Genomic DNA, 12,700 nt, shown 5'->3' with positions numbered 1-12,700 from the left:
CAGTTCATCATATATTACACTTCAATTTTGAAGGGAGACTATTTTCATGGCAAGAGAGTTCTCCTTGAAAAATACACGTAATATCGGGATCATGGCGCATATTGACGCTGGTAAAACGACCACCACAGAGCGGATCTTGTTCTATACAGGCCGTACGCACAAAATCGGTGAAGTTCACGAGGGTGCAGCTACGATGGACTGGATGGAGCAGGAACAGGAGCGCGGGATCACGATTACTTCCGCTGCGACGACCGCTTCTTGGAAAGGTCACCGCGTCAATATCATTGATACCCCAGGGCACGTTGACTTCACTGTTGAAGTTGAACGTTCCCTTCGTGTATTGGATGGGGCAGTAGGCGTTTTCAGTGCGAAAGAGGGCGTTGAGCCTCAGTCTGAAACCGTATGGAGACAGGCTGACCGTTACGGCGTACCACGGATCGCATATGTAAACAAAATGGATATCATCGGTGCCGACTACCTGAACGTCGTAAAAGACATGCGTGAACGTCTGCAAGCGAACGCGGTTGCGATTCAATTGCCGATCGGCGCGGAAAACGACTTCACTGGCATCATCGACCTGGTCGAACAAAAAGCTTACATGTACAAAGACGACCTGGGTCAAAACATCGAGGAAGCTGAAATTCCTGCAGAGTTCAAAGACCAAGTCGAAGAACTTCGCGCGGAATTGATCGAAAAGGTTGCGGAACTCGACGAAGAATTAACGATGAAGTATCTGGAAGGCGAAGAAATCACCGTTCCGGAACTGAAAGCTGCACTCCGCAAAGGGGTCTGCGAAGTTAAGATCTTCCCGGTTGTCTGCGGCTCCTCGTACCGCAACAAAGGGGTTCAGCTGATGCTGGACGCCGTTATCGATTACTTGCCATCTCCAGTCGACGTGCCGTCGATCCAAGGTCACCTTGAGGACGGATCCGAGGTAGAACGCCACTCTTCCGACGAAGAGCCGTTTGCGGCTTTGGCATTTAAAATCATGACTGACCCTTATGTCGGTAAATTGACATTCTTCCGCGTATACTCCGGTATCCTTCAATCCGGATCTTACGTATTGAATGCCACCAAAGGCAAACGCGAACGTATCGGACGTATCCTTCAGATGCACGCGAACAGCCGTCAAGAGATCAGCGAAGTTTACGCTGGTGATATCGCGGCTGCCGTAGGTTTGAAAGATACGGGTACGGGCGACACGCTTTGCGACGAAAAAGCTCCGGTAATCCTCGAATCGATGAACTTCCCTGAACCGGTTATCGAGATTGCCGTTGAACCTAAGACCAAAGCCGACCAAGACAAAATGGGCGTTGCTTTGAGCAAATTGACGGAAGAAGATCCTACGCTGCGTGCTCATACGGATGAAGAAACCGGTCAAACGATTTTGGCTGGTATGGGTGAGCTTCACCTCGACATCATCATCGACCGCATGCGTCGCGAGTTCAAGGTAGAAACCAACGTGGGTAAACCGCAGGTTGCTTACCGTGAAACCTTCCGTACACCGGCTCGCGTCGAAGGTAAATTCGTACGTCAATCCGGTGGTCGTGGTCAATACGGTCACGTATGGGTTGAATTCGAACCTTTGGAGCCAGGTACTGGCAGCCAGTTCGACAGCAGAATCGTCGGCGGCGCCGTACCGAGAGAATATATTCAGCCTGCACTGAATGGTATCGAAGAAGCCATGAAAAATGGCGTACTCGCCGGCTTCCCGATCGTGGACATCAAAGCTACGATCGTAGACGGTTCCTACCATGATGTCGACTCCAACGAAATGGCGTTTAAGATTGCCGGTTCCATGGCGCTTAAAGCAGCAAAAGACAAGTGTAATCCTGTCCTGCTCGAGCCAATCATGAAAGTCGAAGTTACCGTGCCTGAAGAATACATGGGCGACGTAATGGGTATGCTGAACTCCCGCCGCGGACGAATCGAAGGTATGGATTCCCGTTCCGGTGCTCAAATCATTCGTGCGAAGGTGCCTCTCTCCGAAATGTTCGGATACTCGACCACACTTCGTTCCGGTACCCAAGGACGCGGCGTGTTCTCGATGGAAATCTCTCACTATGAGGAAGTTCCTCGCAACATCGCCGAAGAGATCATCTCGAAGTCCAAAGGCTCTGCCGAATAAGTTTTACGTTTTAAAGACTGGCCGGAACATTAACATCCAAGAAACCCTGCATAAATGCCGGCCGGCATAAACATACAACATTTATTCCATTTAAGGAGGAATTGTTCAAAATGGCAAAGGCTAAATTTGAACGTACTAAACCGCACGTTAACATTGGCACGATTGGTCACGTCGACCATGGTAAAACTACTTTGACTGCAGCAATCACAACTGTATTGTCCAAAAAATACGGTGGCGCTGCCGTAGCATTCGACCAAATCGACAAAGCTCCAGAAGAGCGCGAACGCGGTATCACGATCTCTACTGCACACGTAGAATACGAAACTCCTGCTCGTCACTATGCACACGTTGACTGCCCAGGACACGCCGACTACGTTAAAAACATGATCACTGGCGCAGCTCAAATGGACGGCGCAATCCTGGTTGTATCCGCAGCTGACGGCCCAATGCCGCAAACTCGCGAACACATCCTGTTGTCCCGTCAGGTAGGCGTTCCTTACATCGTCGTATTCCTGAACAAATGCGACATGGTTGAAGACGACGAACTGCTTGAACTGGTTGAAATGGAAGTGCGCGATCTCCTGAGCGAATATGAATTCCCAGGCGACGACACTCCAATCATCCGCGGTTCCGCTCGTGAAGCTCTGCAAAACCCAGACGGCGAGTGGGCTGAAAAAATCGTTGAAATGTTCAACATCATCGACGAGTACATCCCAACTCCAGAGCGCGACACTGACAAACCTTTCCTTATGCCAGTCGAAGACGTGTTCTCCATCACTGGCCGCGGTACCGTTGCTACTGGCCGCGTAGAGCGTGGAACAGTTAAAGTCGGCGACGAAGTTGAAATCGTCGGTATTGCTGAAGAAACTAAAAAATCCGTCGTTACCGGCGTTGAAATGTTCCGCAAATTGCTTGACTCCGCTCAAGCCGGCGACAACATCGGTGCTCTTCTTCGCGGTGTAGACCGTAAAGAAATCGAACGCGGTCAAGTACTTGCTAAACCAGCTTCCGTAAACCCACACACTGAGTTTACTGCTCAAGTTTACGTACTGACTAAAGAAGAAGGTGGCCGTCACAAGCCTTTCTTCTCTGGATACCGTCCACAGTTCTACTTCCGTACAACGGACGTAACAGGTATCATCAACCTGCCAGAAGGAACTGAAATGGTTATGCCTGGCGACAACATCACTGTAACTGTACAACTGATCTCCCCAATCGCGATCGAAGAAGGAACGAAATTCTCCATTCGCGAAGGCGGACGTACGGTTGGCGCCGGTGCAGTAGCAAGCATCATCAAGTAATGATTTTGGAATGAAGCAGCTTCGGTAACGAAGCTTCAAATTCCGGAGTCTGAACGATATATTATATGCAACATTGTGCTGGAACGAGTAACGTTGTGACGTAAACGCAAGGAATGCAAAAGGTACTTCTTTTTCCGGGAAGTGCCTTTTGCTTTTTTTCTTATTAAAGCTTGCATTACGCCCAATCTTTCTATATAATAGTGAATGTTGTTCTGAGACGTTGCGATGATGTGAGAGGTTACTGACACACCCGGCCCCTTTGCCATGGAGCAGGATGTCAGAAAATTTTCACGGAGTATGTCCGATACCAAATTGGGCGATAGAAGGAGGGACTAAAATGGCAAAGCAAAAAATTCGTATTCGTTTGAAAGCTTACGATCACAGAATTCTTGATCAATCCGCTGAGAAAATCGTTGAAACTGCGAAACGTTCTGGTGCTGGCGTATCCGGACCGATTCCTCTTCCAACTGAAAAACAAATCATTACTATTCTCCGTGCGGTACACAAGTATAAGGATTCTCGGGAGCAATTCGAAATGCGCACTCATAAGCGTCTGATCGACATTGTGAACCCAACTCCACAAACTGTGGATGCTCTTATGCGCTTGGACCTGCCGTCCGGTGTCGATATCGAAATCAAACTGTAATTTCCGAATCAAAGGGATTAAGAAGGGAAAAGAGGTGTCAACATGAAAGGTATCTTAGGAAAAAAACTCGGAATGACTCAAGTATTTACCGCTGAAGGTAATGTAATTCCTGTAACTGTAGTGGAAGCAGGTCCTTGCGTTGTTCTGCAAAAGAAAGATGTCGAGAACGATGGATACGAAGCGATCCAAATCGGTTTCTCCGATAAAAAAGAAAAAAGTGCCAATAAACCGGAAGCAGGACATGCCAAAAAGGCTAATACTGCACCTAAGCGCTACGTTCGCGAAATCCGCGGTGTTGACCTCGGAGCATACGAGGTTGGCCAAGAGCTGAAAGCTGACATTTTTGCGGAAGGCGAGTATGTTGACGTAACCGGCACGTCCAAAGGTAAAGGTTTCCAAGGTGTTATCAAACGTTGGGGACAAAGCCGCGGACCGATGGCTCACGGTTCCCGTTACCATCGCGGACCTGGTTCCATGGGCTCCATTCAAGCAAACCGCGTTCCTAAAGGTAAACACCTTCCAGGACATATGGGTCATGTGACCGTTACGGTTCAAAAGCTTGAGATTGTTAAAGTTGACGCAGAGCGCAACGTACTGCTGATCAAAGGTGCCATCCCAGGCCCTAAAAACAGCTTCGTGAAAATTAGTGAAACGGTGAAAAAATAATCACCTAAGGAAAGGAGGAACAATAAATGCCAAAAGTATCCGTGTTTAACGTTAGCGGAAGCCAAGTAGAAGAATTGGAACTGAACGATGCGGTATTCGGTATTACGCCAAACGTTCATGTCATGAACCAAGCCGTATTGCTGCAAAGAGCATCTTTGCGTCGCGGTACGCATAAAGTGAAAGGCCGTTCTGAAGTGCGCGGCGGCGGACGTAAGCCTTGGAAACAAAAAGGCACAGGGCGTGCTCGTCAAGGTTCGATCCGTGCACCACAATGGAAAGGCGGCGGTACTGTGTTTGGCCCAACGCCACGCAGCTACTCGTTCAAACTTCCTAAAAAAGTTCGTCGTCTGGCGATCAAATCTGCGTTGTCTTCCAAAGTGATCGACAACAACATCATCGTTCTGGATGCACTTGCGTTGAACGCTCCTAAAACCAAGGAATTCGCAACCATCCTGAACAACCTGAAAGTGGAACGCAAAGCTCTGATCGTGGCTCCTAGCTATGATGATAATGTGGCTCTTTCCGCTCGTAATATTCCTGGCGTGAAATTCGTAGCGGCAGACGGCATTAATGTTCTTGACGTACTTCTGTACGACAAGCTGATCATTACGAAAGAAGCAGTTCAGAAGGTAGAGGAGGTGCTCGCGTAATGAAAGACCCTCGTGATATTATCAAACGTCCGGTGATTACGGAACGTACGGTCGACTACATGAGCGACATGAAGTATGCTTTTGAGGTTGACATCCGTGCCAACAAAACCGAGATCAAACAAGCCGTTGAGTCTATTTTCAAAGTGAAAGTGACTAATGTTAATACTATGCGCGTCCCAGCGAAGCCAAAACGTTATGGCCGCTACAACGGTTACACAACCGAGTGGAAAAAAGCCATCGTAACGCTGAGCCAAGACAGCAAACCGCTCGAGTTTTTTGAATCTGTAGAGTAAGGAGGAGTAAACGTGCCTATTAAAAAGTATAAACCGACTTCCCCGGCAAGACGTAACATGTCGGTCTCTACGTTCGAAGAGATCACGACAAACCAGCCGGAGAAATCGCTCTTGGCGCCGCTGAGCAAAAAAGCCGGCCGCAACAACCAAGGTAAAATTACTGTTCGTCATCACGGCGGCGGACATAAGCGTAAATACCGCATCATCGATTTCAAACGTACGAAAGATGGCATACCAGGTACCGTTGCTACGATCGAGTATGATCCGAACCGTACTTCCAATATCGCTCTGATCCACTATGCAGACGGAGAGAAACGTTACATTCTCGCTCCAAAAGGTCTGAAAGTCGGAGACAAGATCGAATCCGGCCCTAACGCCGACATCAAAATCGGTAACGCACTTCCGCTGGAAAACATTCCGGTAGGTACCGTTATCCACAACATCGAACTGAAGCCAGGCAAAGGCGGACAATTGGTTCGCGCTGCCGGTACCGAAGCTCAGCTTCTTGGTAAAGAAGAGAAATACGTATCCGTACGTTTGTCTTCCGGCGAAGTTCGCAAGCTTCTGAAAGTTTGCCGCGCAACGATCGGTTCCGTAGGCAACGAAGACCATGAATTGGTCAAAATCGGTAAAGCAGGCCGCAGCCGCTGGCTCGGACAACGTCCTGAAGTTCGCGGTGTCGTCATGAACCCTAACGATCACCCTCACGGTGGTGGTGAAGGCCGCGCTCCAATCGGACGTAAATCGCCTATGTCTCCATGGGGCAAACCAACCCTTGGTTACAAAACGCGTAAAAAAGGAAAAGCTTCTGACAAATATATCGTTCGCCGCCGCACAAAATAATGCACGCTGTGCATAACTTTGTGAAGTGCCGAAAGTAACGAGAGATTGGACGAAGGGAGGATTTTATAGATGAGTCGCAGTTTGAAAAAAGGACCTTTCGTTGATGGGTACCTGTTGAAAAAGGTAGAAGCGATGAATGAGTCGAACAAAAAGGCTGTTATCAAGACTTGGTCCCGCCGCTCTACGATTTTCCCGCAATTTATCGGTCACACGTTCGGTGTATATGATGGACGCAAGCACGTTCCTGTATACGTAACGGAAGACATGGTAGGTCACAAGTTGGGCGAGTTCGCGCCAACGCGTACTTACAAAGGTCATACGGACGATGACAAGAAAACAAGAAGATAAAACTGAAGCTCTTTGTTTGAGAGGAGGTAAAACAAATGGAAGCAAAAGCACATGCCAGATCGATCCGGATTGCTCCTCGTAAAGTCAAGCTCGTGGTTGACTTGATCCGCGGTAAGCAAGTTGGTGAGGCCATTGCCATTCTTCGCCACACTCCAAAATCGGCTTCCCTGGTCGTAGAGAAGCTGCTGAACTCGGCGATCGCCAATGCTGAGCATAACTACTCGATGGATATTAACAATTTGGTTGTTAGCCAGGTTTATGTGAACCAAGGGCCAACCATGAAGAGATTCCGTCCACGCGCCATGGGCCGTGCGAGCCGAATCAACAAGCGCACCAGCCACATTACTTTGGTGGTATCTGAAAAATAAGGAGGGATAACGTGTGGGCCAAAAGGTAAATCCAGTCGGACTCCGGATCGGTATTATCCGTGATTGGGAATCGAAATGGTATGCAGGCAAAGATTTCGGAAATCTTTTGCTGGAAGACGTTAAAATTCGTGAATACCTTAAAAATAAATTGAAAGACTCTGCCGTATCTCGCATCGAAATCGAAAGAGCGGCAAACCGTGTGAACGTAACGATCCACACTGCGAAACCAGGCATGGTTATCGGTAAAGGTGGTTCTGAAGTCGAAGTACTGCGGAACCAAGTTACGAAAATTGCAGGCGGCAAAAAAGTTCACATCAACATTTCTGAAATCAAGCAAGCGGACATGGACGCTATTCTGGTTGCAGAAAGCATTGCACAACAATTGGAACGCCGCGTTTCTTTCCGTCGTGCACTGAAACAAGCAATCCAAAGAACGATGCGTGCAGGCGCTAAAGGTATCAAAACTCAAGTCAGCGGACGTCTTGGCGGCGCTGAAATCGCTCGTACAGAAGGCTACAGTGAAGGAACTGTTCCACTTCATACACTTCGTGCTGACATCGACTACGGTACAGCTGAAGCGCATACGACTTACGGCCGTATCGGCGTAAAAGTATGGATCTATCGTGGAGAGGTTCTTCCTACAGCTAAGAAACAAGTAGCTCAGGAAGGAGGCAACTAATCATGTTGGTACCAAAACGTGTAAAACACCGCAAGCAGCAGCGCGGTCACATGAAAGGTATGGCAAAAGGCGGCACTGAAGTGAGCTTCGGCGAATACGGCTTGCAGGCTTTGGAGCCATCCTGGATTACGAACCGCCAAATCGAAGCAGCGCGTATCGCGATGACTCGTTACATCCGCCGCGGTGGTAAAGTCTGGATTAAAATTTTCCCGGATAAGCCGATTACTCAAAAACCTCTTGAGGTTCGTATGGGTAGCGGTAAAGGTAACGTTGAAAAATGGGTCGCAGTTGTCAAACCAGGCAAGATTATGTTTGAACTTGGAGGCGTGCCAGAGGAAGTTGCTCGCGAAGCGATGCGTCTCGCCGCTCACAAGCTGCCGATCAAAACGAAGTTTGTGAAACGTGAAGAATTGGGTGGTGAAGCAAATGAAAGCTAATGATCTGCGTAACTTGACCACTGCAGAAATTGAGCAAAAGATTGCGGGCTTTAAAGAAGAACTCTTTAACCTCCGTTTTCAATTGGCTACCGGACAGCTTGATAACCCGACTCGGATCCGTGATGTGCGCAGGGAAATAGCTCGTGCTAAAACCGTCATCCGTGAAAGAGAACTTGGGATTAGTTAATTGATGCAGTCATTTTTGCCTGTATTCAGGAAGGAGGCTAACGATGAGCGAAGAACGCAATGCTCGTAAAGTGCAAATCGGTAAAGTTGTCAGCGACAAAATGGATAAAACCATCGTCGTAGCTGTTGAAACTTACAAGAAGCATGATCTCTATCACAAGCGCATTAAATACACGAAAAAATTTAAAGCGCATGATGAGAACAACACTGCACAAATCGGAGATACCGTTAAAATCATGGAAACTCGTCCACTCTCCAAAGACAAACGCTGGAGACTGGTAGAAGTCGTTGAAAAAGCGGTTATCATCTAAAGATATAACGACAGTTTTCCCGAAAGGAGGAAATTCCAATGATTCAACCATTTACACGTCTGCAAGTAGCTGACAATTCCGGTGCGAAGGAACTGATGTGTATCCGCGTATTGGGAGGAACAGGACGTCGTACTGCAGCGATTGGGGATTTGATCGTTTGTTCCGTAAAACAAGCAACACCAGGCGGCGTTGTCAAAAAAGGTGACGTAGTCAAGGCTGTTGTCGTTCGTACGAAACGTTCCGTTCGCCGTAAGGACGGATCTTACATTGCATTTGACGAAAACGCAGCGGTTGTTGTTAAAGACGACAAGAGCCCACGCGGAACTCGTATTTTCGGACCGGTGGCACGTGAACTTCGTGATAAAGACTTCATGAAAATCGTTTCCTTGGCGCCGGAAGTTATCTAAGACTGAATTGATCGGATACCCGATTGAATAAATCGTTCCAAGTTATCTTGCCGAAGGCAAGCCGCAGGAGGTGTAACGAATGCCAAAAGTGAAAAAGGTTCTGGAATCCTACAACAACAAGCTTCACGTTAAAAAAGACGATACGGTGATGGTGATCAGCGGTAAAGACAAAGGCAAAAAAGGCCGTGTCATTGCAGCTTATCCTCGTGAAAACCGCGTGCTGGTGGAAGGCGTGAACATGGTGAAAAAACACCAAAAGCCTAACCAAATGAACCCGCAAGGCGGAATCATCGAACAGGAAGCGCCAATCCATGTATCCAACGTGATGCATATCGATCCGAAGAGCGGCAAAGTAACCCGCATTGGTTATAAAGTGCTCGATAACGGTAAGAAAGTTCGCGTAGCGAAAAGATCCGGAGAAGTTATCGACTAATCGAGAGCTAAAGAAAGGAGGTTTATGATTCATGGCAGCAAGATTGAAAGAACGTTTTTTGAATGAAGTTACTCCTGCTTTGATGCAGAAGTTCAACTATTCTACTGTTATGCAAGTACCTAAAATCGAGAAGGTTGTCATCAACATGGGTGTGGGTGATGCCGTATCCAACTCGAAAGTGCTTGATTCCGCAGTTAACGACATGCAGCTGATCGCTGGTCAAAAACCGGTAATCACTCGTGCTAAAAAATCCATCGCAGGATTCAAATTGCGTGAGAATATGCCGATCGGTGTGAAAGTAACGCTGCGCGGTGAGCGCATGTATTACTTCCTGGACAAATTGTTCAACATCACTCTTCCACGCGTGCGTGACTTCCACGGCGTGTCCACGAAAGCATTCGACGGACGCGGAAACTATACGCTTGGCCTCAAGGAGCAACTGATCTTCCCTGAGATCGAGTACGATAAAGTGGATAAAGTCCGCGGTATGGATATCGTTATCGTAACGACGGCTAAAACTGACGAAGAGTCCCGCGAGCTGCTCGCTCAATTGGGAATGCCTTTCGCGAAGTAAGATCGCGAATCCATTTCTCCGAAAATTTTTAGGAGGTGTCAGGCTAAGTGGCAAAAACTTCGATGAAAGTAAAACAACAACGTACGCCTAAGTTCAAAGTACGTGCTTACACACGTTGCGAACGTTGTGGTCGTCCACATTCGGTACTGCAAAAGTTCAAAATTTGCAGAATTTGTTTCCGTGAATTAGCTTATAAAGGCCAGATCCCTGGCGTGAAAAAAGCAAGCTGGTAAGAAGTTTATAATCGGGAAGGAGGTTTACACACATGACTATGTCTGATCCAATTGCAGATATGCTTACTCGTATTCGTAACGCGAACACAGTGCGTCACGAAACAGTTGAGATGCCTGCTTCGACGATGAAAAAACAAATCGCTGAAATCCTGAAGCGTGAAGGTTTCATCCGTGATGCAGAATATATCGAAGATAATAAACAAGGGATTATCCGTGTTTTCCTGAAATACGGTCCTAACAACGAACGCGTTATCTCCGGCTTGAAGAGAATCAGCAAACCAGGTCTGCGCGTATACACGAAGAGCAACGAAATCCCTCGTGTACTCGGCGGTCTCGGAATTGCGATTATCTCCACTTCCAAAGGAGTTATGACCGACAAAGAAGCTCGTCAATCCAAAGCTGGCGGAGAAGTTATCTGCTACGTTTGGTAATACACGTCACAGAACAAGGAGGTGCAACACATGTCCCGTATTGGTCGCAAACCAATCGCAGTACCTAGCGGTGTGGATGTCACACTGAACAACAGCGTAATCACTGTTAAAGGACCTAAAGGCTCTTTGACTCGTGAACTTCACAAAGATATGAAAGTAACGGTTGAGAACAACGAAATCGTCGTTGAACGCCCATCCGACAACAAACTGCATCGTTCCCTTCACGGCACGACCCGCAGCGTTGTCAACAACATGGTGAGCGGCGTAACCGAAGGATTCTCGAAATCTCTGGAACTTGTTGGGGTCGGATATCGTGCAAACAAGTCCGGAGAGAAGCTGGTCCTGAACGTTGGTTACTCTCATCCTGTTGAAATCACTCCAGAACCGGGTATTGAATTCGAAGTGCCTGCAACTACGAAAATCATCGTTCGCGGGATCGACAAAGAGCGCGTAGGTGCATATGCCGCTAAAATCCGTTCCGTTCGCGAACCTGAACCGTATAAAGGCAAAGGGATTAAGTACGAAGGCGAACGCATTATCCGTAAGGAAGGTAAAGCTGGTAAGAAGAAATAAGCTTTCTAGGCTTACCGGTCTTTTGCCTTGTGCGTCTTAAAGTGAAGCTGTAATGGCAAACTGAAAGGAGTGAAAAGGAAGTCATGATTACAAAACAGGATAAGAACAAGGCGCGTGTCAAACGTCATCTGCGTGTGCGTAAGAAAATCCAAGGTACCGCAGCTCGTCCGCGTTTGAACGTATTCCGTTCTTCTAAACATATCTATGCTCAGCTGATCGATGACGTTGCAGGCGTAACGCTTGTATCCGCGTCTACGGTTGACAAAGAACTGAGAGGTTCCGTGAAAAACGGCGGCAGCGTGGAAGCAGCTCGTCAAGTCGGCGAACTGGTTGCAAAACGTGCAAAAGAAAAAGGACACACAGCGGTTGTATTCGACCGTGGAGGATATCTGTATCATGGACGGATTCAAGCCCTGGCTGAAGCAGCGCGCGAAGCAGGCTTGGAATTCTAAGAATTTCTAAAAAGGAGGTAAACGACTTGCGTGTAGATCCGAACACTTTAGAACTGACTGAAAGAGTTGTAAATATTAACCGCGTAGCTAAAGTTGTAAAAGGCGGACGCCGTTTCAGCTTCAGCGCACTGGTTGTTGTCGGCGACGGCAAAGGCTGGGTCGGTGCAGGTATCGGTAAAGCCGGTGAAGTACCTGACGCGATTCGCAAAGGTATCGAAGATGCGAAGAAAAACTTGATCCACGTTCCGATCGTAGGAACAACCATTCCTCACTTGGTTACCGGCCACTTTGGCGCTGGACGCGTTCTGTTGAAACCAGCTTCCGAAGGTACCGGAGTTATCGCCGGCGGTCCTGTTCGTGCAGTACTCGAGCTGGCTGGTGTAGGTGACATCTTGACAAAATCTTTGGGTTCTTCGAACTCCATGAACATGGTCAACGCGACTCTGGAGGGCTTGTCCCGTCTGAAACGCGTTGAAGAGGTTGCCAAACTTCGTGGCAAATCTGTCGAAGAACTGCTCGGTTAAGGAGGGAATGTCATGGCTAAACTTCAAATTACCCTCGTCCGCAGTGTAATCGGTCGTCCTGAAACTCAGCGTACTACCGTGAAAACTCTCGGCTTGCGTAAACTTAACTCCAGCGTGGTGCACAACGACAATCCTGCGATTCGCGGTATGATCAACAAAGTGAGCCATCTGGTATCCGTTAAAGAAATTGAAGGTTAATCTCTTAAGGCAGATTAAT

The 12,700-nt window shown here is 47.9% G+C and carries 22 protein-coding genes; all 22 read left to right on the top strand.

Going from position 1 to position 12,700, the window contains the following annotated elements:
- The first annotated feature begins 46 nt into the window (after window positions 1-46).
- The 22 genes from fusA to rpmD all read left to right on the top strand — a co-directional run bounded on the left by fusA (window position 47) and on the right by rpmD (window position 12,681).
- Window positions 47-2,128, top strand: a complete 2,082-nt coding sequence (gene fusA, locus KI367_RS21525) for an elongation factor G (protein WP_212952125.1) — start codon at window positions 47-49, stop codon at window positions 2,126-2,128.
- A gap of 110 nt (window positions 2,129-2,238) precedes the next feature.
- Entirely contained in the window at window positions 2,239-3,429 is a 1,191-nt protein-coding gene (gene tuf / locus KI367_RS21520) for an elongation factor Tu (RefSeq protein WP_036712560.1), read from the top strand.
- Window positions 3,430-3,766: 337 nt separating this feature from the next.
- Complete coding sequence (rpsJ, locus tag KI367_RS21515; RefSeq protein ID WP_005544556.1) at window positions 3,767-4,075, top strand: 30S ribosomal protein S10; 309 nt, start codon at window positions 3,767-3,769, stop codon at window positions 4,073-4,075.
- A 42-nt stretch (window positions 4,076-4,117) separates the two neighbouring features.
- Window positions 4,118-4,741 (top strand): 50S ribosomal protein L3, encoded by a 624-nt coding sequence (rplC, locus tag KI367_RS21510; protein ID WP_036712563.1) that lies wholly within the window; start codon window positions 4,118-4,120, stop codon window positions 4,739-4,741.
- A gap of 26 nt (window positions 4,742-4,767) precedes the next feature.
- Window positions 4,768-5,391 carry a 50S ribosomal protein L4 gene (rplD, locus tag KI367_RS21505; protein WP_036712566.1) on the top strand — a complete coding sequence of 208 codons (624 nt, stop codon included), beginning with the start codon at window positions 4,768-4,770 and terminating at the stop codon, window positions 5,389-5,391.
- Window positions 5,391-5,684, top strand: a complete 294-nt coding sequence (gene rplW, locus KI367_RS21500) for a 50S ribosomal protein L23 (RefSeq protein WP_036712569.1) — start codon at window positions 5,391-5,393, stop codon at window positions 5,682-5,684. Before rplD ends, rplW begins: the two co-directional genes overlap by 1 nt.
- Window positions 5,685-5,696: 12 nt before the next feature.
- Window positions 5,697-6,527, top strand: coding sequence for a 50S ribosomal protein L2 (gene rplB / locus KI367_RS21495; RefSeq protein WP_212952124.1), 831 nt, complete (start codon window positions 5,697-5,699; stop codon window positions 6,525-6,527).
- A 69-nt stretch (window positions 6,528-6,596) separates the two neighbouring features.
- Window positions 6,597-6,875: a 30S ribosomal protein S19 gene (gene rpsS, locus KI367_RS21490; RefSeq protein ID WP_036712573.1), complete on the top strand. Its 279-nt coding sequence runs from the start codon at window positions 6,597-6,599 to the stop codon at window positions 6,873-6,875.
- A 35-nt stretch (window positions 6,876-6,910) separates the two neighbouring features.
- Window positions 6,911-7,243, top strand: a complete 333-nt coding sequence (gene rplV, locus KI367_RS21485; RefSeq protein WP_212952123.1) for a 50S ribosomal protein L22 — start codon at window positions 6,911-6,913, stop codon at window positions 7,241-7,243.
- A 13-nt stretch (window positions 7,244-7,256) separates the two neighbouring features.
- The gene (gene rpsC, locus KI367_RS21480; protein ID WP_036712579.1) at window positions 7,257-7,922 is read left to right on the top strand and encodes a 30S ribosomal protein S3; all 666 of its coding nucleotides are present in this window, start codon (window positions 7,257-7,259) and stop codon (window positions 7,920-7,922) included.
- 2 nt (window positions 7,923-7,924) lie between these two features.
- A complete protein-coding gene (gene rplP / locus KI367_RS21475; protein WP_036712583.1) occupies window positions 7,925-8,359 on the top strand; it encodes a 50S ribosomal protein L16 in 435 nt (144 codons plus the stop codon).
- On the top strand, window positions 8,349-8,546 hold the full coding sequence (gene rpmC / locus KI367_RS21470) for a 50S ribosomal protein L29 (RefSeq protein WP_036712586.1): 198 nt from the start codon (window positions 8,349-8,351) through the stop codon (window positions 8,544-8,546). Before rplP ends, rpmC begins: the two co-directional genes overlap by 11 nt.
- 43 nt (window positions 8,547-8,589) lie before the next feature.
- Complete coding sequence (gene rpsQ / locus KI367_RS21465; RefSeq protein WP_025336666.1) at window positions 8,590-8,856, top strand: 30S ribosomal protein S17; 267 nt, start codon at window positions 8,590-8,592, stop codon at window positions 8,854-8,856.
- A 38-nt stretch (window positions 8,857-8,894) separates the two neighbouring features.
- Entirely contained in the window at window positions 8,895-9,263 is a 369-nt protein-coding gene (gene rplN / locus KI367_RS21460) for a 50S ribosomal protein L14 (protein WP_036712594.1), read from the top strand.
- Between the two features lie 79 nt (window positions 9,264-9,342).
- Complete coding sequence (gene rplX, locus KI367_RS21455; RefSeq protein ID WP_052147139.1) at window positions 9,343-9,696, top strand: 50S ribosomal protein L24; 354 nt, start codon at window positions 9,343-9,345, stop codon at window positions 9,694-9,696.
- A gap of 31 nt (window positions 9,697-9,727) precedes the next feature.
- Window positions 9,728-10,270, top strand: a complete 543-nt coding sequence (gene rplE, locus KI367_RS21450; RefSeq protein WP_036712597.1) for a 50S ribosomal protein L5 — start codon at window positions 9,728-9,730, stop codon at window positions 10,268-10,270.
- 47 nt (window positions 10,271-10,317) lie between these two features.
- Entirely contained in the window at window positions 10,318-10,503 is a 186-nt protein-coding gene (locus tag KI367_RS21445; protein ID WP_013312154.1) for a type Z 30S ribosomal protein S14, read from the top strand.
- A gap of 32 nt (window positions 10,504-10,535) precedes the next feature.
- Window positions 10,536-10,934, top strand: a complete 399-nt coding sequence (gene rpsH / locus KI367_RS21440) for a 30S ribosomal protein S8 (protein WP_036712600.1) — start codon at window positions 10,536-10,538, stop codon at window positions 10,932-10,934.
- A 30-nt stretch (window positions 10,935-10,964) separates the two neighbouring features.
- A complete protein-coding gene (rplF, locus tag KI367_RS21435) occupies window positions 10,965-11,507 on the top strand; it encodes a 50S ribosomal protein L6 (protein ID WP_036712604.1) in 543 nt (180 codons plus the stop codon).
- An 83-nt stretch (window positions 11,508-11,590) separates the two neighbouring features.
- Entirely contained in the window at window positions 11,591-11,959 is a 369-nt protein-coding gene (rplR, locus tag KI367_RS21430; protein ID WP_036712607.1) for a 50S ribosomal protein L18, read from the top strand.
- Between the two features lie 26 nt (window positions 11,960-11,985).
- On the top strand, window positions 11,986-12,483 hold the full coding sequence (rpsE, locus tag KI367_RS21425) for a 30S ribosomal protein S5 (RefSeq protein WP_036712609.1): 498 nt from the start codon (window positions 11,986-11,988) through the stop codon (window positions 12,481-12,483).
- Window positions 12,484-12,495: 12 nt separating this feature from the next.
- The gene (gene rpmD / locus KI367_RS21420; RefSeq protein WP_036712612.1) at window positions 12,496-12,681 is read left to right on the top strand and encodes a 50S ribosomal protein L30; all 186 of its coding nucleotides are present in this window, start codon (window positions 12,496-12,498) and stop codon (window positions 12,679-12,681) included.
- The last annotated feature ends 19 nt before the right edge of the window (window positions 12,682-12,700 follow it).

The sequence above is a fragment of the Paenibacillus cookii genome, assembly GCF_018333375.1.
Classification (GTDB): Bacteria; Bacillota; Bacilli; order Paenibacillales; family Paenibacillaceae; genus Paenibacillus_AQ; species Paenibacillus_AQ cookii.
This window is presented reverse-complemented; position numbering and strand designations above follow the sequence as displayed.